Origin of the sequence: Streptomyces sp. NBC_01446, from assembly GCF_026340095.1 — a bacterium.
Lineage (GTDB): Bacteria > Actinomycetota > Actinomycetes > Streptomycetales > Streptomycetaceae > Streptomyces > Streptomyces aureus.
Genome location: NZ_JAPEPO010000001.1, coordinates 3,350,898 through 3,376,783, shown reverse-complemented (window position 1 = coordinate 3,376,783; position 25,886 = coordinate 3,350,898). Strand labels below are relative to the sequence as shown.

General features: G+C 70.7%; 24 protein-coding genes. 17 read left to right on the top strand and 7 right to left on the bottom strand.

Annotation, left to right across the window (positions count from 1 at the left end; all coding sequences use genetic code 11):
- The first annotated feature begins 2 nt into the window (after positions 1–2).
- The 4 genes from rimI to OG456_RS14895 all read left to right on the top strand — a co-directional run bounded on the left by rimI (position 3) and on the right by OG456_RS14895 (position 2,967).
- On the top strand, positions 3–506 hold the full coding sequence (rimI, locus tag OG456_RS14910; protein ID WP_266569257.1) for a ribosomal protein S18-alanine N-acetyltransferase: 504 nt from the start codon (positions 3–5) through the stop codon (positions 504–506).
- Positions 499–1,596 (top strand): tRNA (adenosine(37)-N6)-threonylcarbamoyltransferase complex transferase subunit TsaD, encoded by a 1,098-nt coding sequence (gene tsaD / locus OG456_RS14905; RefSeq protein WP_266561134.1) that lies wholly within the window; start codon positions 499–501, stop codon positions 1,594–1,596. Before rimI ends, tsaD begins: the two co-directional genes overlap by 8 nt.
- Positions 1,593–1,850 (top strand): hypothetical protein, encoded by a 258-nt coding sequence (locus tag OG456_RS14900; RefSeq protein ID WP_266561133.1) that lies wholly within the window; start codon positions 1,593–1,595, stop codon positions 1,848–1,850. Before tsaD ends, OG456_RS14900 begins: the two co-directional genes overlap by 4 nt.
- Positions 1,851–1,980: 130 nt before the next feature.
- On the top strand, positions 1,981–2,967 hold the full coding sequence (locus OG456_RS14895) for an LCP family protein (protein WP_266569255.1): 987 nt from the start codon (positions 1,981–1,983) through the stop codon (positions 2,965–2,967).
- A 4-nt stretch (positions 2,968–2,971) separates the two neighbouring features.
- On the opposite strand, the gene OG456_RS14890 is transcribed toward OG456_RS14895, so the two are convergent.
- Positions 2,972–3,592, bottom strand: coding sequence for a class I SAM-dependent methyltransferase (locus tag OG456_RS14890; protein ID WP_323136330.1), 621 nt, complete (start codon positions 3,590–3,592; stop codon positions 2,972–2,974).
- Positions 3,593–3,722: 130 nt separating this feature from the next.
- Between OG456_RS14890 and OG456_RS14885 the strand changes: the two genes are divergently transcribed.
- From OG456_RS14885 to OG456_RS14870, 4 genes are all read left to right on the top strand, one after another.
- Complete coding sequence (locus OG456_RS14885) at positions 3,723–5,726, top strand: cell wall-binding repeat-containing protein (protein WP_266561131.1); 2,004 nt, start codon at positions 3,723–3,725, stop codon at positions 5,724–5,726.
- A 167-nt stretch (positions 5,727–5,893) separates the two neighbouring features.
- Positions 5,894–6,250 (top strand): YciI family protein, encoded by a 357-nt coding sequence (locus OG456_RS14880; protein WP_266561129.1) that lies wholly within the window; start codon positions 5,894–5,896, stop codon positions 6,248–6,250.
- Between the two features lie 56 nt (positions 6,251–6,306).
- Positions 6,307–7,620, top strand: coding sequence for an RNA polymerase sigma factor (locus OG456_RS14875; protein ID WP_266561127.1), 1,314 nt, complete (start codon positions 6,307–6,309; stop codon positions 7,618–7,620).
- A 101-nt stretch (positions 7,621–7,721) separates the two neighbouring features.
- Positions 7,722–9,770 (top strand): cell wall-binding repeat-containing protein, encoded by a 2,049-nt coding sequence (locus OG456_RS14870; RefSeq protein ID WP_266561125.1) that lies wholly within the window; start codon positions 7,722–7,724, stop codon positions 9,768–9,770.
- Here OG456_RS14870 and OG456_RS14865 read toward each other — a convergent pair.
- The gene (locus OG456_RS14865; RefSeq protein WP_266561123.1) at positions 9,748–10,959 is read right to left on the bottom strand and encodes a methyltransferase domain-containing protein; all 1,212 of its coding nucleotides are present in this window, start codon (positions 10,957–10,959) and stop codon (positions 9,748–9,750) included. The two genes, OG456_RS14870 and OG456_RS14865, sit on opposite strands and share 23 nt — an antisense overlap.
- A gap of 91 nt (positions 10,960–11,050) precedes the next feature.
- Here OG456_RS14865 and OG456_RS14860 point away from each other — a divergent pair, with 91 nt between their 5' ends.
- The 4 genes from OG456_RS14860 (at position 11,051) to groL (ending at position 15,277) form a co-directional block, all read left to right on the top strand.
- On the top strand, positions 11,051–11,992 hold the full coding sequence (locus OG456_RS14860) for a polysaccharide deacetylase family protein (RefSeq protein ID WP_266561121.1): 942 nt from the start codon (positions 11,051–11,053) through the stop codon (positions 11,990–11,992).
- Positions 11,992–13,005 (top strand): polysaccharide deacetylase family protein, encoded by a 1,014-nt coding sequence (locus OG456_RS14855; RefSeq protein WP_266561119.1) that lies wholly within the window; start codon positions 11,992–11,994, stop codon positions 13,003–13,005. Before OG456_RS14860 ends, OG456_RS14855 begins: the two co-directional genes overlap by 1 nt.
- Positions 13,006–13,231: 226 nt before the next feature.
- Positions 13,232–13,540: a co-chaperone GroES gene (gene groES / locus OG456_RS14850; RefSeq protein ID WP_073810087.1), complete on the top strand. Its 309-nt coding sequence runs from the start codon at positions 13,232–13,234 to the stop codon at positions 13,538–13,540.
- 111 nt (positions 13,541–13,651) lie between these two features.
- Positions 13,652–15,277, top strand: a complete 1,626-nt coding sequence (gene groL, locus OG456_RS14845) for a chaperonin GroEL (protein ID WP_266561109.1) — start codon at positions 13,652–13,654, stop codon at positions 15,275–15,277.
- Positions 15,278–15,412: 135 nt separating this feature from the next.
- Here the strand turns inward: groL and OG456_RS14840 are convergent, their stop codons facing one another.
- The 3 genes from OG456_RS14840 to OG456_RS14830 all read right to left on the bottom strand — a co-directional run bounded on the left by OG456_RS14840 (position 15,413) and on the right by OG456_RS14830 (position 18,205).
- Positions 15,413–16,120 carry an ester cyclase gene (locus tag OG456_RS14840; RefSeq protein ID WP_266561107.1) on the bottom strand — a complete coding sequence of 236 codons (708 nt, stop codon included), beginning with the start codon at positions 16,118–16,120 and terminating at the stop codon, positions 15,413–15,415.
- Positions 16,121–16,293: 173 nt separating this feature from the next.
- Complete coding sequence (locus tag OG456_RS14835; RefSeq protein ID WP_266561105.1) at positions 16,294–17,067, bottom strand: SDR family oxidoreductase; 774 nt, start codon at positions 17,065–17,067, stop codon at positions 16,294–16,296.
- Between the two features lie 445 nt (positions 17,068–17,512).
- Complete coding sequence (locus tag OG456_RS14830; RefSeq protein WP_266561103.1) at positions 17,513–18,205, bottom strand: MOSC domain-containing protein; 693 nt, start codon at positions 18,203–18,205, stop codon at positions 17,513–17,515.
- 80 nt (positions 18,206–18,285) lie between these two features.
- Between OG456_RS14830 and OG456_RS14825 the strand changes: the two genes are divergently transcribed.
- Complete coding sequence (locus OG456_RS14825; RefSeq protein ID WP_116510981.1) at positions 18,286–19,182, top strand: LysR family transcriptional regulator; 897 nt, start codon at positions 18,286–18,288, stop codon at positions 19,180–19,182.
- Between the two features lie 59 nt (positions 19,183–19,241).
- Here OG456_RS14825 and OG456_RS14820 read toward each other — a convergent pair whose 3' ends face one another.
- A complete protein-coding gene (locus OG456_RS14820) occupies positions 19,242–19,580 on the bottom strand; it encodes a WhiB family transcriptional regulator (protein ID WP_266561100.1) in 339 nt (112 codons plus the stop codon).
- A 381-nt stretch (positions 19,581–19,961) separates the two neighbouring features.
- Between OG456_RS14820 and OG456_RS14815 the strand changes: the two genes are divergently transcribed.
- From OG456_RS14815 to OG456_RS14800, 4 genes are all read left to right on the top strand, one after another.
- Positions 19,962–20,573: a response regulator transcription factor gene (locus tag OG456_RS14815; protein ID WP_003948568.1), complete on the top strand. Its 612-nt coding sequence runs from the start codon at positions 19,962–19,964 to the stop codon at positions 20,571–20,573.
- Between the two features lie 253 nt (positions 20,574–20,826).
- Positions 20,827–21,411, top strand: a complete 585-nt coding sequence (locus OG456_RS14810) for a sigma-70 family RNA polymerase sigma factor (protein ID WP_266561098.1) — start codon at positions 20,827–20,829, stop codon at positions 21,409–21,411.
- A gap of 252 nt (positions 21,412–21,663) precedes the next feature.
- Positions 21,664–23,169 carry an IMP dehydrogenase gene (guaB, locus tag OG456_RS14805; protein ID WP_266561096.1) on the top strand — a complete coding sequence of 502 codons (1,506 nt, stop codon included), beginning with the start codon at positions 21,664–21,666 and terminating at the stop codon, positions 23,167–23,169.
- Between the two features lie 114 nt (positions 23,170–23,283).
- A complete protein-coding gene (locus OG456_RS14800; protein ID WP_116510973.1) occupies positions 23,284–24,408 on the top strand; it encodes a GuaB3 family IMP dehydrogenase-related protein in 1,125 nt (374 codons plus the stop codon).
- A 116-nt stretch (positions 24,409–24,524) separates the two neighbouring features.
- Here OG456_RS14800 and OG456_RS14795 read toward each other — a convergent pair whose 3' ends face one another.
- Positions 24,525–25,778 (bottom strand): nucleotide sugar dehydrogenase, encoded by a 1,254-nt coding sequence (locus tag OG456_RS14795; RefSeq protein WP_266561092.1) that lies wholly within the window; start codon positions 25,776–25,778, stop codon positions 24,525–24,527.
- Positions 25,779–25,886 lie beyond the last annotated feature (108 nt).

The following is a 25,886-nucleotide window of genomic DNA, read 5'->3' as shown; positions in this document are numbered from 1 at the left end:
AGATGCGCTGGTGGGACATCGAATCCGTGCACGCGCTCGAGAAGGATCTCTTCCCGGACGACGCGTGGTCCCGCGGCATGTTCTGGTCCGAGCTCGCGCACGCGCGCGGCGCCGGGTCGACCCGCCGCTATGTCGTCGCCCACGACGGCGACCGGCTCGTCGGGTACGCGGGCCTCGCCGCGTCCGGCGCGGACTCCGACGACGCCACCGCCGTGGGGGCCGACGTGCAGACCATCGCCGTCGCCCGTGACCAGTGGGGCACGGGGCTCGGCGCCCGGCTCCTCACCGTCCTGCTGCGCCACGCGACCGACTTCGAGTGCACCGAAGTGATGCTCGAGGTGCGGGTCGACAACACCCGGGCGCAGAAGCTCTACCAGCGCTTCGGCTTCGAGCCCATCGGCTTCCGCCGCGGCTACTACCAGCCGGGCAACGTGGACGCGCTCGTGATGCGTCTGACCGACCCCTCGACCTCAGTGACACCCGTACAAGGAACCGAAAATGGCTGACGAACCGCTCGTCCTCGGCATCGAGACCTCCTGCGACGAGACCGGTGTCGGCATCGTCCGCGGCCACACACTGCTCGCCGACGCGGTCGCCTCCAGCGTCGACGAGCACGCCCGCTTCGGCGGCGTCGTCCCCGAGGTCGCCTCGCGCGCACACCTGGAAGCCATGGTGCCGACCATCGAGCGCGCCCTGAAGGACGCCGGGGTCGCCGCCTCCGACCTGGACGGGATCTCCGTCACCGCGGGCCCGGGGCTCGCGGGCGCGCTCCTCGTGGGTGTCTCGGCGGCCAAGGCGTACGCGTACGCGCTCGGCAAGCCGCTCTACGGCGTGAACCACCTCGCCTCGCACATCTGCGTCGACCAGCTGGAGCACGGGCCGCTGCCCGAGCCCACGATGGCGCTGCTCGTCTCGGGCGGGCACTCGTCGCTGCTGCTCTCCTCCGACATCACGTCCGACGTGCGCCCCCTCGGCGCGACCATCGACGACGCGGCGGGCGAGGCCTTCGACAAGATCGCCCGGGTGCTGAACCTCGGCTTCCCCGGCGGTCCCGTCATCGACCGGTACGCGAAGGAGGGCGACCCCGATGCGATCGCCTTCCCGCGCGGGCTCACCGGGCCGCGCGACCCCGCGTACGACTTCTCCTTCTCCGGGCTGAAGACGTCCGTGGCGCGCTGGATCGAGGCGAAGCGGGCCGCAGGTGAGGACGTTCCGGTGCGCGATGTGTCGGCGTCCTTCCAGGAGGCCGTCGTCGACGTGCTGACCCGCAAGGCCGTGCGCGCCTGCAAGGACGAGGGTGTCGACCACCTCATGATCGGTGGCGGTGTGGCCGCCAACTCGCGGCTGCGGGCCCTCGCCCAGGAGCGGTGCGAGGCGGCCGGGATCCGGCTGCGCGTGCCGCGGCCCAAGCTGTGCACGGACAACGGCGCGATGGTCGCGGCCCTCGGCGCCGAGATGGTGGCGCGCAACCGGTCCGCGTCCGCCTGGGACCTGTCGGCCGACTCGTCGCTGCCGGTGACGGAGACTCACGTGCCGGGACACACGCACGACCACGACCACGTGCACGAGACCGCGAAGGACAACCTGTACTCATGACCGTCGCGCTGATGTGGGAGGCCCGGGCGGCCGAGGGGCGGGGCGAGGAGCTGCTCGCCTGGGCGCGGGGGCAGGTCCTCGCGGCCGAGCCGCTGCGGCGCGAGTTCTTCCGTGCCCCGCAGGACCGGGTCCTCGTCATCACCTGGTGGGACGCGGCGTACGGCGACGAGCTGCCCGAACTGCCCGAACCGGAGGGCGAGTTGGTGACCCGGACGGTGCATCGGTGGCGGTTCGAGGCGGTGGCTCCCGCCTGAGGCGGCATCGTCCGGGGACGTGAGAACCGCCTGAGATTCCCGAATAACGGCGCCTGACTGGTTTACCGTTGTAATAATTCCGACTTATGTTCGCCCTGTGAAGCGAATACAGCGCCGTCGTGGGCGTTTGGTGAAGACGGCCGGTGTCGTGGCCGGTTGCGTGCTCGTCCTCACCGGGGGCGGGGCCGCGTGGGCGTACTGGCATCTGGACCACAACATCCGGGGCGTCGACATCGACAGCACGCTCGGCGACGACCGGCCCCCGAAGCCGGCCCCGGCCACGCCGGAGCCCTCGGCGACCGCGCCGCCCGCCGGGGCGCTGAACATCCTCGTCCTCGGCTCCGACTCGCGCAGCGGCAGCGAGAACTCCGCGCTCGGCGGCGGCCACAGCGAGGGCGCCCGCTCCGACACCGCGATGGTGGTGCACCTGGACGCCGACCGTTCGGCGGCGACCGTCGTCAGCATCCCCCGCGACACCCTCGTCGAGCGGCCCGCGTGCCCGACCTCGTCCGGCGGCAGCACGCAGGCCGCGTACGGCGTCATGTTCAACAGCGCGTACTCCTTGGGCGGTCCCGTCTGTGCGGTGAAGACGGTCGAGAAGCTCACCGGCGTGCGCATGGACCACTATCTGGAGATCGACTTCTCCGGCTTCGCCTCGGTCGTCGACGCGCTCGGCGGCGTGGACCTCACGACGACCGAGGACATCGACGACGACCTGAGCCACCTCCAGCTCGACGCGGGCTACCACCACCTCGACGGCAAGCAGGCCCTCGCTTTCGCCCGCACCCGCCACGGCGTCGGCGACGGGAGCGACCTCGGGCGCATCAAACTCCAGCAGCAGCTGGTGAAGGCCCTGGTGGAGAAGGTCTCGGGCAGCGATCTCCTGACGGACCCGGCCCGCCTCTACAAGGTCGCCGACGCCCTCACGGGGAGCCTCACGACGGACACCGGCCTCGACTCCCTCGGTGAACTCCAGAGCCTGGCGGGCAGTTTGAAGGGGCTGTCGGCGGATGAGGTGAAGACGGTCATGATGCCGGTGCTCCCGGCTCCGTCCGACCCCAACCGTGTCGTCGCCGACGAGCCCGAGGCCGGGAAGCTGTGGGCCTCACTGCGGTGACGCGTCAGGCGTTGTACGTCAACAGGTAGCGCCAGAAGAGGAGTTGGCGCACCTGGCTGCCGGGGAGGAGCCGGGTGGCCTCGGTGCGGATGTCGGTGAGGGACATGTCGGGTTGGCGCACGGGGGCCTGGAGCGGGGGCGGTGCGGCGCCGCGCAGCCGTTCGCTCACATGGACCGCGGCGCGGGCCACCGCGTTCGCGGGGACGGCCACCAGGTCCCACCGGGTGATGCCCGCGTAGCAGCCGAGGACGAGCAGGACGCCGCCCGGGGCGAGGGCCTCGCGCAGCCGGGTCACCGTCGCGAACGGCATGTGGTGCAGGCTCGCCAGGCAGGTGATGACGTCGTAGTGGCCGCGCGGCAGGTCCGTCGTCGTCACGTCGGCGCGGCGGTAGCGGGGACCCCCGCCGATCGACTCCGCCGCGGCCGCGACCTGCGGCGACGGGTCGAGCGCGTCGACCTCGTAACCGCGGCCGGCCAGGCGCCGTGCGAAGCGGTCGGTGCCGCAGCCGGCGTCGAAGGTGGTACGGCCGCCGCTGGGCAGGTGGCGCAGCAGGAGGCGGTGGTAGTGATCGTTGTGGTCGAACGGAATGGGGCGCGATCCTGGCACGGGGCGTGTAGGTGGCATGTGAAGGAAAGTCATTCCCTTCCGGTCACCTGCGCCGCTACAGTGACGCAGCTGTCGTGCAGGAACGTGAGGTTTCCGTTCCGCGTCGGGGAGACGAACGACGGTCCTTCGGACACTCTTGTGGGGGCACATGAAGATTCGCAGATGCCGCGTGCTCGCGGCATTGGGCACCACCGTCGCTCTGGCGGCGGGCATGGCGGCGCCGGGGGCGGCCGCCGCCGAGCCGGTCACGTGGCAGGCCACGGACGGCACGCTGATGTTCCTCAACGGCGCGCTGAACGTGCTGCAGACGCACGAGCTCGGCACCAGCACGTACACCGACTTCCTCGCCGGCGCGGCGGAGCCCGCGTGGTCGCCGGACGGCAGCCGGGTCGCGTACGTGAAGGACGGCAGGGTCGAGACGCGCCGCTACACGGGCTCCACCTTGGTGAAGATTCCTGAGCGCGACAGCTCGGTGCGCGGCGTGGCCCACCCGACGTTCCTCTACGGCGGCGGCACCGTTGTCTACTCGGGCGACGGCCGGCTGCGGTACGCGCCGTCCGACGGCTCCGGCTACGGGCAGCCGCTGTTCTCCACAACGGAGGACGGCTGCGACCGCGCGCCGAGCGCCTCGGTGAACGGCCTGATCGCCTTCGTCCGTACGGGCGACACCTGCGGTACGACGACCGGTTCCGCGATCTGGCTGTACGACGCGAACACCGGCGGCTTCACCAAGCTCACCGACGTCGGCCAGGACCCCGCGATCTCGCCCGACGGCACGCAGGTCGCCTTCGTGCGGGAAGCGGGCGGGCTGACCAGGCTCTTCGTCATCGGCGTCGACGGTACGGGCGAGCGCCAGCTCACCTTCAGCGACGCCGCCTACACCCCGTCCTGGTCGCCGAGCGGCACGCGCATCGCGTTCAACAACGGCTACGACGAAGACGCGTCGGCGACCCGCATCGTCGATGTGAAGAGCGGCGACGTCACGACGATGCCGAACCCCTCCAGCACCTCGTCCACCACGGACATCGCCTGGCAGCCGCTGCGCCACAACGACACCGCGCGGGTGTGGGGCGCCGACTCGCCGGGCACCAACGCCGCCGTGTCCCGCTGGAGCTGGAACAGCGTCGGACAGAGCGAGCCTGGCCTCGTCGACGCCAGGACGGCCGTGCTGGTCAGCCAGGACAGCCCGTCCTACGCGCTCACGGCCCAGTCGCTCGGCGGCCAGAAGCAGGGCCCGGTCCTGATGACGCCGAAGTCGTCGCTGTCGACCGCGGTCCAGAGCGAGCTGAAGCGCACGCTCAAGCCCGGCTCGACCGTCTATCTCGTCGGCGGCACGGACATCCTCTCCAGCGCGGTCGCCACCAAGGTCACCTCGCTCGGTTTCACCCCGAAGCGGCTGGCGGGCACCTCGCGCTACTCGACGTCGGTGGCCGTGGCGAAGGCGGTCACCGGCGCGCCCAAGTACGTGTTCCTCGCCACCGGCACGGACTACCACTCGGCGATCGCGGCCTCGGTGGCGGCGGGCGCGCTCGGCTACGGCGGCAAGGGCACCGTCGTCCTCAACGACGGCAACTCGCTGACATCCTCGGTGAAGTCGTACCTCAACTCGCTCGACCCGGACACGACCATGGTCATCCCGGTCGGCGCGTCGGCGAAGTACGCGCTCACGCACACCGCGTTCTCCCACTGGCCCGACCGCTGGTCGTACTACCCGGTCTCGGGCAGCGGCCACGACGGGACCTCGGTGGCGCTGGCCAGGTTCTGGTGGTCCTCGCCGCACCAGGTGGGTCTCGCCTCGACGGGCAGCTGGCGCGGCGGGGTCTCCGCGGCCACCGGGCAGCTCTGGTACGGGCCCGTGCTGTGGACCGACGAGACGACCCTGACGGACGCGGACGCGACCTATCTGCGCTCTCAGGCCGCCGGTCTCCAGCACGTCATCGCGTACGGCGGCACCGGTTCGGTGTCGGCGTCCGAACTCGCGGCCGCCGGTTCCGCGGTCAGCGCGAGAAGCTCGCTCGTGGACTACTTCCCGTACTACAAGGGCGTGGCTCCGGCGGGAACGGCGACGACGCGGCAGTCCGAGCGGCCGGCAGCCTCCGTGGCGCCGCAGCCGCAGCCGCAGGCCCGCTCGCTGAAGACCACCGTCGAGTAGGCATCACAGCAGGTCGCAGCCCCGGGCGGACACATCCGCCCGGGGCTGCGACCTGCCGGAGAAAATTCCCGAAGTGAATACGGCGCGCGTGTCGATTCGCCGGTCTCCCGTTCGACGCGTAAGTGAGAGCGGGGACAAGCCCCGACCGCACCGAACGAGGAGTCACCATGCCGCGCTACATGACGCTGGTCCGTATCGACGAGAGCACGGCCCCCGCCGAGGGCCCCAGCGAGGCCCTGATGCAGCGCATGGGCGAGCTGATCGAGGAGATGACCAAGGCCGGCGTGCTGCTGGACACCGGGGGCCTGCACCCGTCGTCCGAGGGCACCCGCCTGCACTACGAGAACGGCGAGATCACCGTCACCGACGGGCCGTTCACCGAGTCCAAGGAGGTCATCGGCGGCTACGCGATCATCCAGGCAAAGGACCGGGCCGAGATCCTGGAGTGGACCAAGCGGTTCCTGAAGGTCCACGAGGAGCACTGGACGGTCACCTCCGAGATCCGGGAGATCGCCGAGGGCTGAGCCACGCCGGACAGGCCCTTGGCCGCCCCGTGGGCGCGGGTGTCTGATGGTGGGCCGTGACAGCAGAACGTACTGCCGAAGCGGCCCACGCCATCGAGACCGTCTTCCGCCTGGAGGCGCCCCGCATCATCGCCGGTGTCACGCGCATCGTCCGGGACGTGGGCATAGCGGAGGAACTGGCGCAGGACGCGCTCGTCGCCGCCCTGGAGCAGTGGCCGGACGAGGGGATCCCCGACAACCCTGGCGCGTGGCTCACGGCCACCGCCAAGCACCGGGCGATCGACCTCGTGCGCCGCAAGGAGCGCTACGCGCGCAAGCTGGCGGAGGTCGGCCGTGACCTGGAGGCCGCGCCGCCCCACCTGGATGAGCCAGCGGACCCGGACGACATCGACGACGACCTGCTCCGCCTCGTCTTCACGGCCTGCCACCCGGTCCTGTCCGCCGAGGCCCGGGTCGCGCTCACGCTGCGGCTGCTCGGCGGCCTGACCACCGCCGAGATCGCCCGCGCGGTCCTGGCCCCCGAGGCGACGGTCGCCCAGCGCATCGTGCGCGCGAAACGCACGCTCGCCACGAAGAACGTCGCCTTCGAAGTGCCCTACGGCCCCGAGCGAGCGGCCCGCCTCGGCTCGGTCCTTGAGGTCATCTACCTCATCTTCAACGAGGGGTACGCGGCCACGGCGGGTGACGACTATCTGCGCCCCGGCCTGTGCGAGGACGCCCTGCGGCTCGCCCGGCTGCTGGCAGCCCTGATGCCGAAGGAGCCCGAAGTCCACGGCCTGGCCGCTCTGTTGGAGCTCCAGGCCTCGCGCTCGGCCGCCCGTACGGGCCCCTCGGGCGAGCCGGTTCTCCTCAAGGACCAGGACCGTACGCGCTGGAACCAGCTCCTGATCCGGCGCGGGTTCGCGGCGCTCGGCCGCGCGGACGCGGTGTCCACCGGCGGCGGCCCCGGCCCGTACGCCCTCCAGGCCGCCATCGCCGCCAGCCATGCGCACGCCCACGCGTACGCGGAGACGAACTGGGAGGGGATCGCGACCCTGTACGGGCTGCTCGCCGCCCGGGCGCCCTCCCCCGTCGTCGAGCTGAACCGGGCGGTGGCGGTGTCCATGGCCGAGGACCCCGCGGCCGGCCTCGCCCTGGTCGACGCCCTGGCCGGTGAACCGGCGCTGCGCGACTACCACTTGCTGCCGAGCGTGCGCGGAGACCTGCTCGATCGGCTCGGGCGGCGTGAGGAGGCGCGGGCCGAGTTCGAGCGGGCGGCGTCGCTGACGCGCAACGAACGGGAGCGGGAGCTGCTGCTGGCGCGCGCGGACAAGTGCCGTGAGGAGCGGGGAAATCCCTATTCCCATGGGTCTCACCAGCCACTACAGTGACGCGGCTGCCGTGACACGGCCGCGTCGGCGGGGGGAGACCCCGACGTGGTGGCGTGAGCGAGCGGCAATCCGACATTTCTGATCCGTGGGGGGTCACACTCTTGAAGTTCTTCACGCGCCGCCGTGCCGCGGTGCTCGCCACCGCGGTCGCGCTCGCCGCGGGCAGTCTGGCGACCGCGCCCGCCGCATCGGCGGACGCCGGCCCCTGGCCCGGCACCGAGGGCAAGATCCTTTTCGACGGCCCGCAGCTGTACGACCCGGCCACGGGCGCCGTCACCCAGGTCCCCAACACGTACGACGGGGACTGGTCCGCCTGGGCCCCGGACGGCAGCCGTCTGGTCAGCGCCTGGCAGGACGTCCAGAGCATCCGCCCGAGCGGCGCCTCCAAGGTCACCCTCCCGGACGGCGAGGGATTCCATGCCAGCTACATCCCCAGTGACCTCACCTACGGGTGGGGCGGCCGGTACATCTTCTTCACGTCGAACGGCCAGCTCGGCTACGGCCCCTCCGACGGCTCGTGGGCCCCGCGCCCGCTCCTGACGAGCGCTCAGGAGCCGACCACCGTCTGCGACAACGACCCGACCGTGAGCACGTCCGGTGTGATCGCGTTCGAGCGGCGCGTCAACTACGGCTGCTACGACAACAAGGGCATCTGGACCTACGACCCCGAGTCCGGGACGGTGAAGCAGATCCTCACCGAGGGCGAGCAGCCCGCCTTCTCACCGGACGGCACCCGGCTGGCCTTCGTCCGGTACCCCGACGGCGGCCCGTCGCAGATCTTCACGGCGAACGCCGACGGCACGGACGTCAAGCAGATCACCACCGGCCCGCGCGGCTACGCCAACCCGTCCTGGTCACCCACCGGCGAGCGCATCATCTTCGACGCGGACACCTCGGGCGACAGCTCCGACGTGCACACCACGGAGTACGTGGACCTGGCGAGCGGGACGCTGACCGCGGTGGCGGGTCACCAGGAGGGCAACTTCGGCTACAACCCCAGCTGGCAGCCGCTGCGCAAGAACACCACGGGCCGTGTCTGGGGTGCAGACACCTACGGCACCAACATTGCCTCCTCGCGCTGGACGTGGAACACGGTCGGGCAGAGCGAGCCGGGCCTGATGGACGCCAAGGCGGCGGTGCTGATCAACCGCGACAGCCCCTCGTACTCGCTCACGGCGCCCGCCCTCGCGGGCAAGAAGCACGGGCCGGTCCTGATGACGCCGTCGGGCGGTCTGTCGTCCGCGGTGAAGACGGAGCTCAAGCGGACGCTGAAGCCGGGGGCGTACGTCTATCTCGTCGGCGGCACGTCCATGCTCAGCAGCACCGTGTCCTCGCAGGTGACCGCGCTCGGCTTCACACCGAAGCGGCTGGCGGGCACCTCCCGCTACTCGACCTCGGTCGCCGTGGCCAAGTCGATCACCAGCGCGCCGAAGTACGTGTTCCTGGCGACCGGGACCGACTACCACTCGGCGCTGGCGGCGTCGGTCGCGGCCGGCGCGGACGGGACGAGCAGCGCGGGCGGAGTCGTGCTCAACGACGGCAACACGCTGACCTCGTCGGTGAAGTCGTACCTCAACAGCCTCGACCCCGACGACACCATGATCATCCCGGTGGGGACGTCCGCGAAATACGCGCTGACGCACACGACGTTCTCCAGCTGGCCCTCGACGTACACCTACTACCCGGTCACGGGGACCGGGCACGAGGGCACCGCGGCCGCCCTTGCCAAGCTCTGGTGGAGTGCGCCGAGCCAGGCGGGGCTCGCCTCGGTCGACTCATGGCGCGGCGGTGTGTCCGCGGGCTCCGCGATGAACGTGTTCGGTCCCGTGCTCTGGACCACGCCCGGCTCCCTGTCGAGCGCGACGAGCAGCTATCTGATGCGGGAGTCCGCGAGCGTCCAGTTCGCGGTCGGCTTCGGCGGCAGCGGGTCCGTGGCGGCCGGCGCGCTGGACGCCTCCGGAGCCGCGATCAGCGCGGGCAGCGGCCAGTACGTCTATCACCCGTACTACAACGGGGTGGAGCCGCAGAGCACGCGGCAGAGCACCTTCCTGGCCCGCACGAACGGCGGTGACGCCACCTCGGTGGAGCGGACCGGCCCGATCGGTGCCGAGCCGAACCTGGAGCCGCTCAGGACCCGGCACCACCAGTAGCCGGCTGCGCGGGCGCCCCCAGCAGCATCGTCGGGGCGCCCGCGACGCGGGTCAGGAAGACCGTCACCGCGTTCGGGCCGTGCCGCTTCGGCAGCGCCTTGCGGCGCAGTTCCTCCGGCTCCACCGCCGACCCCCGCTTCTTCACCGTAAGGATCCCGACCTCGCGCTCCCGCAGCAGCGCCTTCAGCTTCTTCACGTTGAAGGGGAGTCGGTCCGTGATCTCGTACGCGGTGGCGTACGGCGTCGCCCGTAGCGTGTCGGACGTGACGTAGGCGATCGTCTCGTCGATCAGCCCGCCCGCTACCTCCTCGGCCACGTCGGCGACCAGGTGGGCGCGGATGACGGCGCCGTCGGGCTCGTACAAGTACCGCCCCACGGACCGCACTTCGGGGTCAGGGAGACCGCGGCCGGTGAGTGCGCGCGGCCCGGGGAGCAGCGTCGCCCGCATGCGGCCCGGCTCGGTGCCGAACCAGAGCACGGCCTCCTTCACGTCCCCGCCGTCCGAGATCCACTCGGCGTCGGCCGCGTCGGGGATCGCCTCGTGGGGGATGCCGGGCGCGATCTTCAGGGCCGCGTGCCGGGCCCCGAGCGCCGCGCCGACCGCCCAGGACAGGGGCGGGGAGTACGCCTCCGGGTCGAAGATCCGGCCGCCCCCCTTGCCGCCGCCCCGGCGCGCGGGGTCGACGAACACCGCGTCGTACGGCTCCGTGTCGACCTCGGTGACATCGGCCTCGCGGACCTCGATCAGCCCGTCGAGGCCCAGGGCCTGAGCGTTCGCGCGGGCGACCTCGCAGGTCAGGAGGTCGCGGTCGACGGCGAGTACGGAGATTCCGGCGCGGGCCAGCGCGATCGCGTCGCCGCCGATGCCGCAGCACAGATCGGCGACGGAGCGCACCCCGAGCGCCTTGAACTCCTGCGCGCGATGGGTGGCGACGCTCGTGCGGGTCGCCTGCTCGACGCCGTTCGCCGTGAAGTACATGCGGCGCGCGTCCGCCTCGCCGAACTTCGCCGCGGCACGCTGCCGCAGCCGGGCCTGCGCGATGGCCGCCGAGACGAGGTCCGCCGGGTGGTCGCGGCGCAGCCGGGTGGCGACGGCGAGCTCCTGGCCGGGGGTGATGTCCCGTACGTCGTCGAGGAGCGCCTGGCCCTCCGCGGAGAGCAGCGAGCTGAAGGAGGCGAGGTCGTTCATCAGGCCCATTGTGGGCCAGTCGGTGGACGGTGCGCGCCCGGCCGCGGTGTCGGGCCCTGATCAGTGCCGTGAGCTGCGAGGATCCGGCGCCATGCGACTTGTACGACAAAACGACAAAAGAGCCGTTAAAGGGGTGTCGGGCCGGGGGCCCCGGCGCGCCCGTGCGCGGGCCGGCCTCGCCGTTCTCGCCGCCTGCGCGGTCGCTTCCGGGTGTGCCGCGGCCGACGCCGAGAAGGCCGTCGAGCCGGCGCCCGGCCAGCAGCCCCTCCAGGCGCCGCCCGCCCCCGACTCCCACGCGGGCAAGATGCGTGCCGCCCAGGCCGTCCGCGTAGCGATGGCCAAGAAGTGGCGCCTGTCGAAGCCGCCGCTCCTCGCGCCGCCCGCGCCCGCGGAGAAGCCCGTGATCAGGGCCCGTAAGGGTTTCGAGGTCGAGGGCCAGGAGGATCTGCCGCCCGTCTTCACGACCGTGCCGACCAAGGACAAGGTCGTGTTCCTCACCATCGACGACGGCTCCGAGAAGGACCCGGCGTTCCTGAAGATGATGAGCGACCTGAAGATCCCGTACACCGCCTTCCTCAGCAACTACCTGGTGAAGGACGACTACGACTACTTCAGGAAGATGCAGCCCCGCGGCGTCACGCTGAACAACCACACGCTGACGCACCCGTATCTGCCCGGCCTGTCCTACGCGGGGCAGCGGCGCGAGATCTGCGGCATGCAGGACATCATGCAGAAGCAGTACGGCGAGCGGCCCGTCCTCTTCCGGCCGCCGTACGGCAACTACAACCGGGACACGCTGCGCGCCGCCAAGTCCTGCGGCATCAAGTACGCGCCGATCTGGAACGAAGAGGTGTACGTCGACCACGTCGAGTGGCGCGAGGAGGACCGGGACCTGCACCCCGGCGACATCATCCTGACCCACTTCCGGGGCCGCGAGGAGTGGAAGGGCACCATGCCCGACATGGTCCGCCTGCTCATGAAGTACGTGACCGACAAGGGGTACGCGGTGGCCAGGCTGGAGGACTACCTGTGATGTCCGTGCGGGCGCGACGGGCCTCCGCGCGCACCGGGCCCAGGCGGCTGCTCGCCGCCGCCCTGGCCGCCGGTGTCCTCGTACCCGCGCTGCTCACCGGGTGTGCCCAGTCCGTGGACCCGATCGAGCGGCTCAGCAGGAAGGCGGCCGAGAAGGTCCGCCACTCGCACGACGCGGCACCGACGGCCACACCGACCGCCGGTCCGGGGGGTGGGTCGTGGGGTGCGCTCGGGGCCTGGAAGGCGGGGGCGGGCGGGGGACCGGGGCGCCTCGCACCTCTTCACGCCCCCGCGCGCCACGGTACAACTCCGCGCGGCGGCCGCGCCCCGGACGCCTACCGACGCTGGGGACTCTCCGCGCCGCTCGCCCCGGCGCCGAGACCCCCGGCACGCCACGTGGCCGGGGCGGGACCGGGACCGCACGCGCTCCCGCCCGTCGTGGATCACGTCCGCACCAAGGACCACGTCGTCTTCCTGACCTTCGACGACGGGGTGGACCGCGATCCGCGCTTCGCCGACATGGTCCGCGACCTGCGGCTGCCCGTCAGCGTCTTCCTCACGGACGGTGTCGCGGGCCCCGGCCACGACCACTTCGGCAGGCTGCGGACCTTCGGCGCGGGCGTGCAGAACCAGACCCTGAACCACCACCTCCTGCCCTCGCTCCCGTACGCCGAGCAGCACTCCGAGATCTGCGGCCAGCAGGACCGGCTGAAGAACCGCTTCGGCACCCGCCCCCGTCTCCTCCGCCCGCCCTTCGGCGAGTACGACCAGAACACCCTGCGCGCCGCCGCCACCTGCGGGGTCGACGTCGTGGTCCTGTGGCGCGCCTCGGTGGGGAGCGACGACCTGCGTCACACGGACGGGGGCAGGCTGCGTCCCGGCGACATCGTCCGGGCCCAGTTCCGTGACGCCGACGACCCGCGCGGGACGACGCTCACCGGGACGACGACGCGGCTGCTGCGCCGTATCCAGGCCCAGGGGTTCACGGTGGGGAGGCTCGAGGACTACCTGTGACGGACGGGCTGGAGGGGGCGTGCGGAGGGGCCGTGCGGAAGACTCGCCCTCAGTGAATTGGCACTCCGCTTGACCGAGTGCTAATCGCAGTCATAGTCTCGGCCCTGGCACTCCCCACTGGAGAGTGCCAATAGCGACGGGCAGGTCCGGCACCCGCGACGACGGATCCACCTGGTCGCCACCTCAGACAGTTAACCCCGTGATCTCCGAAGGGGGAGGTCGGATCGTGACGACCACCAGCTCCAAGGTTGCCATCAAGCCGCTCGAGGACCGCATTGTGGTCCAGCCGCTCGACGCCGAGCAGACCACCGCCTCTGGCCTGGTCATCCCGGACACCGCGAAGGAGAAGCCCCAGGAGGGCGTCGTCCTCGCCGTGGGCCCGGGGCGCTTCGAGAACGGTGAGCGCCTGCCGCTCGACGTGCAGACCGGCGACATCGTGCTGTACAGCAAGTACGGCGGCACCGAGGTGAAGTACAACGGCGAGGAGTACCTCGTCCTCTCGGCTCGCGACGTGCTCGCGATCGTCGAGAAGTAATTCACCCACCTGTTTTAGTTCTGCGCCCCTGGCCCCCGATACTCAGCTGCGATTCGTCACAGCATGCCGGGCGTCGGGGGCGCAGTTCGTTCGAGAGGACTGATCAGCTCCATGGCGAAGATCCTGAAGTTCGACGAGGACGCCCGTCGCGCCCTCGAGCGCGGCGTCAACAAGCTTGCCGACACGGTCAAGGTGACGATCGGCCCCAAGGGCCGCAACGTCGTCATCGACAAGAAGTTCGGCGCTCCCACCATCACCAACGACGGTGTCACGATCGCCCGCGAGGTCGAGCTCGACGACCCGTACGAGAACCTCGGCGCCCAGCTGGTGAAGGAGGTGGCGACCAAGACCAACGACATCGCGGGTGACGGCACCACCACCGCCACCGTGCTCGCCCAGGCCCTGGTCAAGGAAGGCCTGCGCAACGTCGCCGCGGGCGCCTCCCCGGCCGCCCTGAAGAAGGGCATCGACGCCGCGGTCAAGGCCGTGTCCGAGGAGCTCCTCGCGACCGCCCGCCCGATCGAGGACAAGGCCGACATCGCCGCCGTCGCCGGTCTGTCCGCCCAGGACTCGCAGGTCGGCGAGCTCATCGCCGAGGCGATGGACAAGGTCGGCAAGGACGGTGTCATCACCGTCGAGGAGTCCAACACCTTCGGTCTGGAGCTGGACTTCACCGAGGGCATGGCGTTCGACAAGGGCTACCTGTCTCCGTACTTCGTGACGGACCAGGAGCGCATGGAGGCCGTGCTCGAGGACCCGTACATCCTGATCAACCAGGGCAAGATCTCCTCCATCCAGGACATGCTGCCGCTGCTTGAGAAGGTCATCCAGGCCGGTGGCTCCAAGCCGCTCCTGATCATCGCCGAGGACGTCGAGGGCGAGGCCCTGTCGACCCTGGTCGTCAACAAGATCCGCGGCACGTTCAACGCCGTCGCCGTCAAGGCGCCCGGCTTCGGTGACCGCCGCAAGGCGATGCTCGGCGACATGGCCACCCTCACCGGTGCCACCGTCATCGCCGAGGAGGTCGGCCTCAAGCTCGACCAGGCCGGTCTGGACGTGCTCGGCACCGCCCGCCGCGTGACCATCACCAAGGACGACACCACGATCGTCGACGGTGGCGGCATCAAGGGCGACGTCGAGGGCCGCGTCAACCAGATCAAGGCCGAGATCGAGAACACGGACTCCGACTGGGACCGCGAGAAGCTCCAGGAGCGCCTCGCGAAGCTCGCCGGCGGCGTGTGCGTGATCAAGGTCGGCGCCGCCACCGAGGTGGAGCTCAAGGAGAAGAAGCACCGTCTGGAGGACGCCATCTCCGCGACCCGCGCCGCGGTCGAGGAGGGCATCGTCTCCGGTGGTGGCTCCGCTCTGGTGCACGCCGTCAAGATCCTCGAGGGCAACCTCGACAAGACCGGTGACGAGGCCACCGGTGTCGCGGTCGTGCGCCGCGCCGCCGTCGAGCCGCTGCGCTGGATCGCCGAGAACGCCGGCCTCGAGGGCTACGTCATCACCTCGAAGGTCGCCGAGCTCGACAAGGGCCAGGGCTTCAACGCCGCGACCGGCGAGTACGGCGACCTGGTCAAGGCCGGCGTCATCGACCCGGTCAAGGTCACCCGCTCCGCCCTGGAGAACGCCGCGTCCATCGCTTCGCTGCTGCTCACGACCGAGACCCTGGTCGTCGAGAAGCCGGCGGAGGAGGAGTCCGAGGCCGGCGGCCACGGGCACGGTCACTCCCACTAGTGCACTGAGCCACTGGTGCGCTGAGTAACTGGTGCAGGGCCAGTCCGACTGGCGTCTGTTCGTACGAGGCCCGGTTCCGCGTTCTTCGCGGGGCCGGGCCTCGGCGTGTGCGGCGCCGGGTCCGGGCCCGAGCGGTCAGGACTCGAGCTGATCGAGTGCGCCGAGCTGGGCCATCAGCCCCAGCCGGTCCTCGTGCCACCAGCCCTCGACGATCTTCCCGTCCTCCTGGAACCGGAAGATGGTCGCGCCGGTCATCGTGACCTGGATGCCCGTCGCCGGAACCCCCATGAAGTCACCGTTGTGGTCGCCCTTGAAGGTCCACCGCGTGCACACGCGGTCGCCTTCGGTGATCTGGTCGTCGATGGTGAAGTCGATGTCGAACCCGGCGCGGTACATCTCGATCTGGCGCCGCATCGCGTCGAGCCCGATGGTGTCCGTCACGTTGCCGGGGTCGTGGTCGTGGTAGTCCTCCGCGAGCAGGTCGTTGAGCGGCGGCAGTTCACCCTCGGTGGCGACCGTCTCGAAGAACCGGCGCGCGTTGCCCGCGTACAACTGCTCGTCCCGCACCACCTCGAGGTCGGTGAAGGTGGGCATCTCGTCGCAGAGGGCGACCATCTCCCGGAAGATCGTGTCGGTCTCCGGAAGGTTCGAGTTCCGCATCGCCTCCTCGTACGACGGGAACTCCACGATCTCGATGAAGTGCGAGGCGTCGGACCGGTCCTTGGCGACGACGCTGTGCGTCGCGGTCCGCTTCCCCTTGGTCCGCTCCGCCCATGTGTCCATGAGCTGGTTCATCTCGTCGAATCGGCTGGTCTTGCAGTCGATCAGTTGCACGAACGTCATGACGCCACCCTCCGGCCCCCCTGCGTGCGGTCCGGACAGCTCCATCCTCCCACCGCCGTGTAACGACCCGGCGGGAGCGGGAGCGGGAGCGGGCCCTGGCGGGGCCGAGGTCCCGCCGGACCCGGCCTTGGTCCCGGACCCGGACCTGGACCTGGACCCGGACTCGCCGCGCCTTACTGCGGCCCGTACTTGCGCCCCGTCTTCGCCGTGACGCCGCCGAGCAGCCCGCGAGGCGCCAGCTTCACGACGCCCATCAGCGTCTTGTACCGCGGATCCGGGATCGACAGCGACTTGCCGCGCGCCAGATCGGCGAGCGCCGCTGCCACCAGCTTGTCGGCGTCGAGCCACATCCACTTGGGGATGTTGTCGGTGCCCATGTCGGCCCGCTCGTGGAACTCCGTACGGACGAAGCCCGGGCAGAGCGCCATCAGCCGCACACCGCTGCCGGCCAGGTCCCGCGCCGCGCCCTGCGTGAACTGCACGACCCATGCCTTCGACGCGCCGTACGTCCCGCGCGGCACGAACGCCGCGACCGACGCCACGTTCACCACGCCGCCCCTGCCGCGCTCACGCATCGGCGCCACCGCGGCGGACGTGAGCCGCAGGACCGCCTCGCAGTGCACCTTCAGCATGGTCAACTCGTCGGCGAGCGGGACCTCCAGGTACTGGCCCTTGTTGCCGAAGCCCGCGTTGTTGATCAGCAGGTCCACCGGACGCTTGCGGTCGGTCAGCCGTGCCTCGACCGCGCCGATGCCCTCGTCGGTGGCGAGGTCCGCCGTGAGCACCTCGGCCTCGATGCCGTGCCGGTCGTGGAGCTCGGTGGCCTGCTCCCGCAGCCGCTTGGTGTCACGCGCCACCAGGACGAGGTCGTGGCCGTCCGCGGCGAGCCGGCGCGCGAACGCGGCACCGATCCCCGAGGTGGATCCCGTAATCAGAGCGGTAGTCATGGGGCAAGGCTAGTGACCGCCGTGGGCATGACCACGCTCGGGAGTCCCCGCGCGTTGTCCCTTGTCCACGACCACGAACTGCCCCGGCACACCACTGTCCTCGTGGGAGAGCGGACGGCAGCGGACATGTACGGAGTGCCGGGAAGAAGCACCCACGCGCCGCCCCGTCGCTTTCCGATATCTCCAACTTGCCTATATCCACGGGCGGTTCGGGTAGTCGCGGGGGTGGTCCCCGATGCGGTGGGGGTGCGTCGGGCGGGAAGCCCGACGCATGTCCGCTTCAAGCGCGTTCTCCGCGGGGCCGGTTTGGCCGTCACCGGCGTGGCGCTCGCGACCAGTTGTGCAACGTCCACGCGGACCAGTTGCGCAACCGCCGTGCGGAGCAAGGCCGCTGGCGACGCGCGCCCGAGTGCGCCCCCGCCGCGCGCCCAGGCCCGCTCCGCCCCTACGCCGCGTCGCCCGCCAGGTCCCCGCCCCCGTACTTCGCCACGTACGTACGAGCCGCCTCGACTGCCTCGGGGGCGAGTGCGTCCGCCGCGACGAGCAGCCGCGGGAGCAGGTCCCGGTCGGTCGTGACGGCCCGGAACTGGAAGGCGACGGTCACCTCGTGGTCGGGCCGGTGCACGATCTCGATCGTGTCGCCCGCCCGGATCGCGCCCGGCTCGATCACCCGCAGATACGCCCCAGGGGCGGCCCGCGCAGTGAAGCGCTTGACCCACCCCCTCTCGCCGAGGTGGCCCTGGAACGTGCGGCAGGGGATCCGGCCCGAGGCGACCTCGAGGACCAGGTCGGGGCCGACACGCCAGCGCTCGCCGATCTTCGCGCCCGTCACGTCGACACCCTCGGTGGTGAGGTTCTCGCCGAACGAGCCGTTGCGCAGAACGTGGCCGAGCGTGCCCTGCCACTCGTCGAGGTCCTCGCGGGCGAAGGCGTAGACCGCCTGGTCGTCGCCGCCGTGATGGCGCATGTCGCACACGGCGTCGCCTTCGAGACCGCTGGCCCCGACCCCCTTGGGCCCGGGTGCCGCCACCCGGACGGGGCCCGGCACCGGCCGCTTGTCGATACCGGTCACCCCCTCGGCCTGGTCGGTGTGCTCACTGGCCTCGGGGCGACCCACATTCAGAGACAGAAGCTTCATGACGGCACGTTAAGCGACACGGCGCCAAAGCGTCGACGCAATATTTCCCGTTGTATCCAAGGCTCCCTTATGCTTGAGGAATGATCGAGGCCCGTCATCTCCGTGTCCTGCGCGCCGTGGCCGCCACCGGCTCCTTCTCGGCGGCCGCCCGCGAACTCGGCTGCACCCAGCCCGCGGTCAGCCAGCAGATGAAGGCCCTCGAATCCTCTGCGGGTACCCCGCTCCTCATCCGTACGGGCCGCGAGATGCGACTCACCCAGGCGGGTGAAGCTCTGGTGCGACACGCGGCGGGAATCCTGGCCGGACTGACCGCGGCGGAGGAAGAGGTCGCCGCCATCGCGGGTCTGCGCGCAGGCCGTGTCCGGCTCGTCTCGTTCCCCAGCGGCAGCTCCACGCTCGTCCCCACGGCGCTGGCCGCCCTGCGTGCCGCGCACCCCGGCACCCGCGTCTCCCTGGTGGAGGCGGAGCCGCCGCGCTCGGTCGAGATGCTGCGTGAGGGCGACTGCGATGTGGCCCTGGCCTTCCGTTACGAAGGGGCGCAGGCCGCGGAGGACTGGGACGACCTCGTCGTACGTCCGCTGCTGGCCGACCGGCTCGTCGGCCTCGTCCCTGAGGGGCACCGGCTGGCCAAGTCGGACGCGGTCTCCATCGGCGAGCTGGCCGACGAGCCCTGGATCGCGGGCTGCCCGCGTTGTCGCCGGCAGTTGGTGGAGGTCTGCGAGGGCGCGGGATTCACTCCGCGCATCGACTTCGCGACCGACGACTATCCGGCGGTGATCGGCCTGGTCGGTGCAGGCCTCGGTGTGGCGGTCCTGCCGGAGCTCGCCATCGAATCCGTACGCCCCAAGGGTGCACGCACGGTGACGGTGGAGCCGGCTGTGCAGCGCGAGATCGTCGCCCTCACACTGCCCGACCTGGCCCAGGTGCCGGCCGTGGCAGCCACGCTGGACCACCTGGCGCGGGCCGCGGCCCGCTGATCGGGCCCACACAGGCCCACGGGCACGTCACTGCGTGCCCACCTTGGAAAAACGTTCCTTCAGTTGTTCACCCCGGGTGGTGCGCCGCCCGCCGGTGCGGGTGCGGCGGCGACGAGCCGGTTGCGGGCGCGGCCCATGAGCTCCTCGCGCTCGTCCTCGGTCAGCCCGCCCCACACGCCGTACGGCTCGCGTACCTGGAGCGCATGAGCAGCGCACTCCGCGCGCACCGGACACCTCATGCAGACCTCTTTGGCCGAGTTCTCGCGGGCGCTGCGCGCCGCTCCCCGCTCCCCCTCCGGATGGAAGAAGAGCGAGCTGTCCACCCCGCGGCAGGCCGCGAGGAGCTGCCAGTCCCACAGATCTGCGTTCGGTCCGGGAAGGCGGGAGAAATCTGCCATTGCTATGTCCCCTTGTAGCCGTTCTGACGCGGGAAGGTGCCCAAGAACCGTACATCTACTGTCTAAGGAGATGAAAATATGACTCATTGCGAATCTAGCCTCAGACACCACTGAAAGTGAAGAAAAAGGGCTAAATGGGGCATGACTTGTGGTGAAACCTGGTGGGTCGCTTGCGCCGTCTGCTCTGTGTCCGGTCCCTCACGTAGAGTGCCGAAGCAGACCGTCGAACCCGTAACTCTTTCGGGTGACCGTCGTTGAGAGTGCGGAGGCGGTTGAGAGAACAAGCGCTCGGGCATCTGTCCGAGAGCGTCGACCGCACAGGTGACGATTCGTACCAGCCTGGAGGCCCAAGGTGACGCGCATCAGCTGCGGAGGACGGTCATGACATCCGTCCTCGTCTGCGACGACTCCCCGCTTGCCCGAGAAGCGCTCCGCCGCGCGGTCGCGACCGTCCCCGGCGTAGAGCGCGTGACGACCGCGGCCAACGGCGAGGAAGTCCTGCGCCGCTGGGGCGCCGACCGCTCGGACCTGATTCTGATGGACGTACGCATGCCCGGTCTGGGCGGCGTCGAGACGGTCCGGCGGCTGCTGTCCGCCGATCCCGGTGCGCGCATCATCATGCTCACCGTGGCCGAGGATCTGGACGGTGTCGCGCTCGCCGTCGCCGCCGGCGCCCGCGGCTATCTGCACAAGGACGCCTCGCGTGCCGAACTGCGTGCCACGGTCACGCAGGCGCTCGCCGACCCGACCTGGCGGCTCGCGCCGCGCAGACTGCGGTCGGCCGAGATGGGTGCGGCGCCGACGCTCACGGCGCGTGAGATCCAGGTGCTCGAGGGCATGAGTCACGGCCGGTCCAACGCGGAGATCGGGCGCGAGCTCTTCCTCTCCGAGGACACGGTCAAGACGCACGCACGCCGCCTCTTCAAGAAGCTCGGCGCCTCGGACCGTGCGCACGCCGTGGCGCTCGGCTTCCGCTGGGGCCTGGTCCGCTAAGGCGCACGGTGCGCCGCCGCGGGGGCACAGCGATCCCCGTCCGCCCCAGGGCGGACGGGGCTGCGGACGGCCGCCGGTCCTCGTTTCGCCGGACATGCCGCATCCTTGAGTTGTGGAGTTCCTCAGGGACAAGTCGGCCGAGCGGAAGGGGAGGGCGCACGAGATGAGTTCCGGCGCACCTGCTCATAACGCTTCAGTGCACAACTACGGACGCGGTGCCACGGACCGGACGCCGCCAAGGCACCATGGACCGATGCGCGACGACGAGGCAGCCGGCCGAGGAGCCATCGGTGCACTGGTCCACAGCGCCGTCGAGGGTGACGAGCAGGCCACGCACGACCTTCTCGCGCACGTCCACCCCCTCGCGATCCGCTACTGCCGCAGCCGTCTGACCCGACTGCCGGGTGACGCACGGCACTTCGTGGAGGATCTCGCGCAGGAAGTCTGTGTCGCGGTGCTCCTCGCGCTGCCGCGCTACAAGGACACCGGGCGCCCCTTCGAGGCGTTCGTCTTCGCCATCGCCGCGCACAAGGTCGCTGACCTGCAGCGCGCCGCCATGCGGCATCCCGGTTCCACCGCCGTGCCTTCCGACGAGATGCCGGAGCGGCCCGACGACTCGCTCGGACCGGAGGAGCGGGCCCTGCTCAGCAGCGATGCGGAGTGGGCGAAGAAGCTCCTCGCCAACCTTCCGGACAACCAGCGCGAGCTGCTGCTGCTCCGGATCGCCGTCGGCCTCACCGCCGAGGAGACCGGACAGATGCTCGGCATGTCGCCGGGCGCCGTCCGCGTCGCCCAGCACCGCGCGCTCAGCCGGCTGCGGGCGCTCGCCGAGCAGTGAGCCGGGCAAGCCGAGTAGCGAGTTGAGCGGCGGGCCCAACACCGAGCCGAACGTCGAGCCGAGCGGCGGACCGAACGTCGAGTCGTTGAGTGAGACGCGCCACGCTCGCGTGAGGCGCACCCAGGGCGGGCCACGGTCTGCGCACGTGTGAACGTACAAATCTGCTCGGTGATCTTGATCGTGGAATGAGACACCTCCGGATCCCGTTAGCATGGACATCCGCACCGATCAAGGCCATTTGGGGAAGGTGTCATGACTGCAAACGTCGACGGAGTGCCCGAGAAATTCGCGACACTCGGGCTGACCTACGACGACGTGCTGCTGCTGCCGGGCGCGTCCGAGGTCCTCCCGAACGCGGTCGACACCTCGTCCCGCATCTCCCGCAACGTGCGCGTGAACATTCCGCTGCTGTCGGCGGCGATGGACAAGGTCACCGAGTCCCGCATGGCCATCGCCATGGCGCGGCAGGGTGGCGTCGGCGTGCTGCACCGCAACCTGTCGATCGAGGACCAGGTCAACCAGGTCGACCTCGTGAAGCGTTCCGAGTCCGGCATGGTGACCGACCCGATCACCGTGCACCCGGACGCGACGCTGGCCGAGGCCGACGCGCTGTGTGCGAAGTTCCGCATCAGCGGCGTCCCGGTGACCGACCCGGCCGGCAAGCTGCTCGGCATCGTCACCAACCGCGACATGGCCTTCGAGTCCGACCGCAGCCGGCAGGTGCGCGAGGTCATGACGCCGATGCCGCTCGTGACCGGCAAGGTCGGCATCTCCGGCGTCGACGCCATGGAGCTGCTGCGCCGCCACAAGATCGAGAAGCTTCCGCTGGTCGACGACGCGGGCGTGCTCAAGGGCCTCATCACGGTCAAGGACTTCGTGAAGGCCGAGCAGTACCCGAACGCCGCGAAGGACGCCGAGGGCCGCCTCCTCGTCGGTGCCGCGGTCGGCGCCAGCCCCGAGGCCCTGGAGCGCGCTCAGGCGCTGGCCGAGGCGGGCGCGGACTTCCTCATCGTCGACACGTCGCACGGACACAACAGCAACGCGCTGAACTGGATGGCGAAGATCAAGTCCAGCGTCGGCGTCGACGTCATCGGCGGCAACGTCGCGACGCGTGACGGCGCGCAGGCCCTGATCGACGCCGGTGTCGACGGCGTGAAGGTCGGTGTGGGCCCCGGCTCCATCTGCACCACGCGCGTGGTCGCCGGTATCGGTGTCCCGCAGGTCACCGCCATCTACGAGGCGGCTCTCGCCGCCCGCGCCGCCGGCGTCCCGGTCATCGGTGACGGCGGTCTGCAGTACTCCGGCGACATCGGAAAGGCGCTCGCCGCCGGTGCCGACACGGTCATGCTGGGCAGCCTCCTCGCGGGCTGTGAGGAGTCCCCGGGCGAGCTGATGTTCATCAACGGCAAGCAGTTCAAGTCGTACCGCGGCATGGGCTCCCTCGGGGCGATGCAGTCCCGCGGGCAGGGCCGGTCGTACTCCAAGGACCGCTACTTCCAGGCCGAGGTCGCCTCCGACGACAAGCTCGTGCCCGAAGGCATCGAGGGCCAGGTGCCCTACCGCGGCCCGCTGGCCAACGTGCTGCACCAGCTCGTCGGCGGTCTGCGCCAGACGATGGGCTATGTGGGCGCCGCCTCCATCGACGAGATGGAGTCCAAGGGCCGCTTCGTGAGGATCACGTCCGCGGGCCTCAAGGAGAGCCACCCGCACGACATCCAGATGACGGTCGAAGCACCGAACTACAGCCGCAGCAAGTAGCCGCAGACAGTCGAAGACAGGGTCAGGGGCGGCCCCGGGGTTCCCGGGGCCGCCCCTGGCGCGTATGTCGGGGATACTGGAAGGCGCTGAAACGCAGAGGGAAAGGCCACACACGTGACTGAGATCGAGATCGGGCGCGGCAAGCGCGGCCGCCGGGCGTACGCCTTCGACGACATCGCCGTCGTACCGAGCCGTCGTACGCGCGACCCGAAGGAGGTCTCGATCGCCTGGCAGATCGACGCCTACCGTTTTGAGCTGCCGTTCCTGGCAGCTCCCATGGACTCGGTCGTCTCGCCGGCCACCGCCATCCGGATCGGGGAGCTCGGTGGCCTCGGCGTGCTGAACCTCGAGGGCCTGTGGACCCGCTACGAGGACCCGCAGCCGCTGCTCGACGAGATCGGCGAGCTGGACACGGAGAGCGCCACACGCCGCCTCCAGGAGATCTACGAGGCTCCCATCAAGGAGGAGCTGATCGGGCAGCGCATCAAGGAGGTGCGCGACTCCGGTGTCGTCACCGCCGCCGCGCTGTCGCCGCAGCGCACCGCCCAGTTCTCCAAGGCCGTCGTGGACGCGGGCGTCGACATCTTCGTGATCCGGGGGACCACCGTGTCCGCCGAGCACGTCTCCGGTGCCGCCGAGCCGCTGAACCTGAAGCAGTTCATCTACGAGCTGGACGTGCCGGTCATCGTGGGCGGCTGCGCCACGTACACCGCCGCGCTGCACCTGATGCGCACCGGCGCTGCCGGTGTGCTCGTCGGCTTCGGTGGCGGCGCCGCGCACACCACGCGCAACGTGCTGGGCATCCAGGTGCCGATGGCGACCGCCGTGGCCGATGTGGCCGCCGCCCGCCGCGACTACATGGACGAGTCCGGCGGCCGGTACGTGCACGTGATCGCCGACGGTGGCGTGGGCTGGTCCGGCGACCTGCCGAAGGCCATCGCCTGCGGCGCCGACGCCGTGATGATGGGCTCCCCGCTGGCGCGCGCCACGGACGCGCCCGGCCGCGGCCACCACTGGGGCATGGAGGCCGTCCACGAGGACGTGCCGCGCGGCAAGAAGGTCGACCTCGGGACCGTCGGTACGACGGAGGAGGTCCTCACCGGGCCTTCGCACACCCCGGACGGTTCGATGAACTTCTTCGGCGCCCTCAAGCGCGCCATGGCGACGACCGGCTACAGCGAGCTCAAGGAGTTCCAGCGGGTCGAGGTCACGGTGGCGGACTCGCAGCACCGCCGCTGACGCAGTACTACGTGGAAGGGGCCCGCACCGAAACGGTGCGGGCCCCTTCCACGTAGAGGTTCATGACAGCTCTACGTAGAGGGCCTTCACAGGTCTACGGATCTACGGAGAGGGGTTCACAGGCGGTGGGCCGCGCCCGTCGGGGTGGCGCCCCTGGTGTCCAGGAGCAGCTGGGCCTTCACGGACAGGCCCTGGAGGTCGTACGTGCGGTGCTGCTGGAGCAGGATCGTCAGGTCGGCGTCCGCGGCGGCCTCGTAGAGGGAGTCCGCGCGGGGGACCGGGTGGCCGAGGACGTTCCACGACGGGATGTGCGGGTCGTGGTAACTGACCGCCGCGCCCAGCTGCATCAGCCGGGTGGCGATCTCCTGGGCGGGGGTGCCTTCCAGATCGGCGACGTCGGGTTTGTACGTGACGCCGAGGAGCAGGACGCGGGCGCCGCGGGCGGACTTGCCGTGTTCGTTGAGGAGGGTGGCGGCGCGCTGGATCACGTACTGGGGCATGTGGTGGTTGACCTGCTGGGCCAGTTCCACCATGCGCAGGGGGCGGACCGGGAGGGGCGGGCGTGAGAGGTCCTGGGGGACTCCGTGGCCGCCGACGCCGGGGCCGGGACGGAACGCCTGGAAGCCGAACGGCTTGGTCTCGGCGCAGCGGATGACGTCCCACAGGTCGACGCCCAGGTCGTGGCAGAGGACGGCCATCTCGTTGACCAGGGCGATGTTGACGTGGCGGTAGTTGGTCTCCAGGAGCTGGACGGTCTCGGCCTCGCGTGGTCCACGCGCGCGAACCACCTTGTCGGACAGGCGGCCGTAGAAGGCGGCGGCGGACTCGGTGCAGGCGGGGGTGAGGCCGCCGATCACCTTGGGGGTCGTGGCGTACGCGTGCGTGCGGCTGCCGGGGTCGAGGCGGCCCGGCGAGTAGGCGAGGTGGAAGTCGCGGCCGGCCCGCAGCCCCGAACCGTCCTCAAGGAGGGGGCGCAGGACGCCTTCGGTGGTGCCGGGGGCGACCGGGGTCTCGATGATCACCGTGGTGTGGGGACGCAGACGGGCGGCGAGGGCGCGCGTGGCGTCGGTGAGCTGCGTGAGGTCGAGGGAGCGGTCCGCGCCGAGGGGGGCGGGGGCGCAGATGACGGCGGTGCGGACGCGGCCGAGTTCGACGGGGTCGCCGGTCGGCCGGAAGCCCCCCGAGAGCATCCGGCGGATGTCGGCGGCGGTCAGGGTTCCCTCGGCGCCGTCGCCGGGGAGCCGGCCGGCCGCGAGGTCGGTGGCGCGTACGGGGTCGTAGCCGATGGTCGCGATGCCGGTGGCGACGGCGGCCTGGGCGAGGGGCAGGCCGAGGTGACCGAGTCCGATGACGGCGAGATCTGCGGGCATGGCGGTGGGCCGTCCTTCCCAATAGCCGGAGCGGGAGGAGAGCGCAAGCCCTGTGGACAGGATGGGCGAGCGCAATGTCACACTAGGAGTAAATATGACCGTTATGCG

What these genes read in the sequence shown, in the direction of transcription:
- OG456_RS14890 (WP_323136330.1), bottom strand. Translation starts at nt 3,592, where the DNA reads ATGCCACCTACACGCCCCGTGCCAGGATCGCGCCCCATTCCGTTCGAC.
- groL (WP_266561109.1), top strand. Translation starts at nt 13,652, where the DNA reads ATGGCGAAGATCCTGAAGTTCGACGAGGACGCCCGTCGCGCCCTCGAG.
- OG456_RS14815 (WP_003948568.1), top strand. Translation starts at nt 19,962, where the DNA reads ATGACATCCGTCCTCGTCTGCGACGACTCCCCGCTTGCCCGAGAAGCG.
- OG456_RS14835 (WP_266561105.1), bottom strand. Translation starts at nt 17,067, where the DNA reads ATGACTACCGCTCTGATTACGGGATCCACCTCGGGGATCGGTGCCGCG.
- OG456_RS14885 (WP_266561131.1), top strand. Translation starts at nt 3,723, where the DNA reads ATGAAGATTCGCAGATGCCGCGTGCTCGCGGCATTGGGCACCACCGTC.
- OG456_RS14855 (WP_266561119.1), top strand. Translation starts at nt 11,992, where the DNA reads ATGTCCGTGCGGGCGCGACGGGCCTCCGCGCGCACCGGGCCCAGGCGG.
- OG456_RS14820 (WP_266561100.1), bottom strand. Translation starts at nt 19,580, where the DNA reads ATGGCAGATTTCTCCCGCCTTCCCGGACCGAACGCAGATCTGTGGGAC.
- OG456_RS14825 (WP_116510981.1), top strand. Translation starts at nt 18,286, where the DNA reads ATGATCGAGGCCCGTCATCTCCGTGTCCTGCGCGCCGTGGCCGCCACC.
- OG456_RS14860 (WP_266561121.1), top strand. Translation starts at nt 11,051, where the DNA reads ATGCGACTTGTACGACAAAACGACAAAAGAGCCGTTAAAGGGGTGTCG.
- tsaD (WP_266561134.1), top strand. Translation starts at nt 499, where the DNA reads ATGGCTGACGAACCGCTCGTCCTCGGCATCGAGACCTCCTGCGACGAG.
- OG456_RS14810 (WP_266561098.1), top strand. Translation starts at nt 20,827, where the DNA reads ATGCGCGACGACGAGGCAGCCGGCCGAGGAGCCATCGGTGCACTGGTC.
- guaB (WP_266561096.1), top strand. Translation starts at nt 21,664, where the DNA reads ATGACTGCAAACGTCGACGGAGTGCCCGAGAAATTCGCGACACTCGGG.
- OG456_RS14830 (WP_266561103.1), bottom strand. Translation starts at nt 18,205, where the DNA reads ATGAAGCTTCTGTCTCTGAATGTGGGTCGCCCCGAGGCCAGTGAGCAC.
- OG456_RS14900 (WP_266561133.1), top strand. Translation starts at nt 1,593, where the DNA reads ATGACCGTCGCGCTGATGTGGGAGGCCCGGGCGGCCGAGGGGCGGGGC.
- rimI (WP_266569257.1), top strand. Translation starts at nt 3, where the DNA reads ATGCGCTGGTGGGACATCGAATCCGTGCACGCGCTCGAGAAGGATCTC.
- OG456_RS14795 (WP_266561092.1), bottom strand. Translation starts at nt 25,778, where the DNA reads ATGCCCGCAGATCTCGCCGTCATCGGACTCGGTCACCTCGGCCTGCCC.
- OG456_RS14840 (WP_266561107.1), bottom strand. Translation starts at nt 16,120, where the DNA reads ATGACGTTCGTGCAACTGATCGACTGCAAGACCAGCCGATTCGACGAG.
- OG456_RS14880 (WP_266561129.1), top strand. Translation starts at nt 5,894, where the DNA reads ATGCCGCGCTACATGACGCTGGTCCGTATCGACGAGAGCACGGCCCCC.
- OG456_RS14865 (WP_266561123.1), bottom strand. Translation starts at nt 10,959, where the DNA reads ATGAACGACCTCGCCTCCTTCAGCTCGCTGCTCTCCGCGGAGGGCCAG.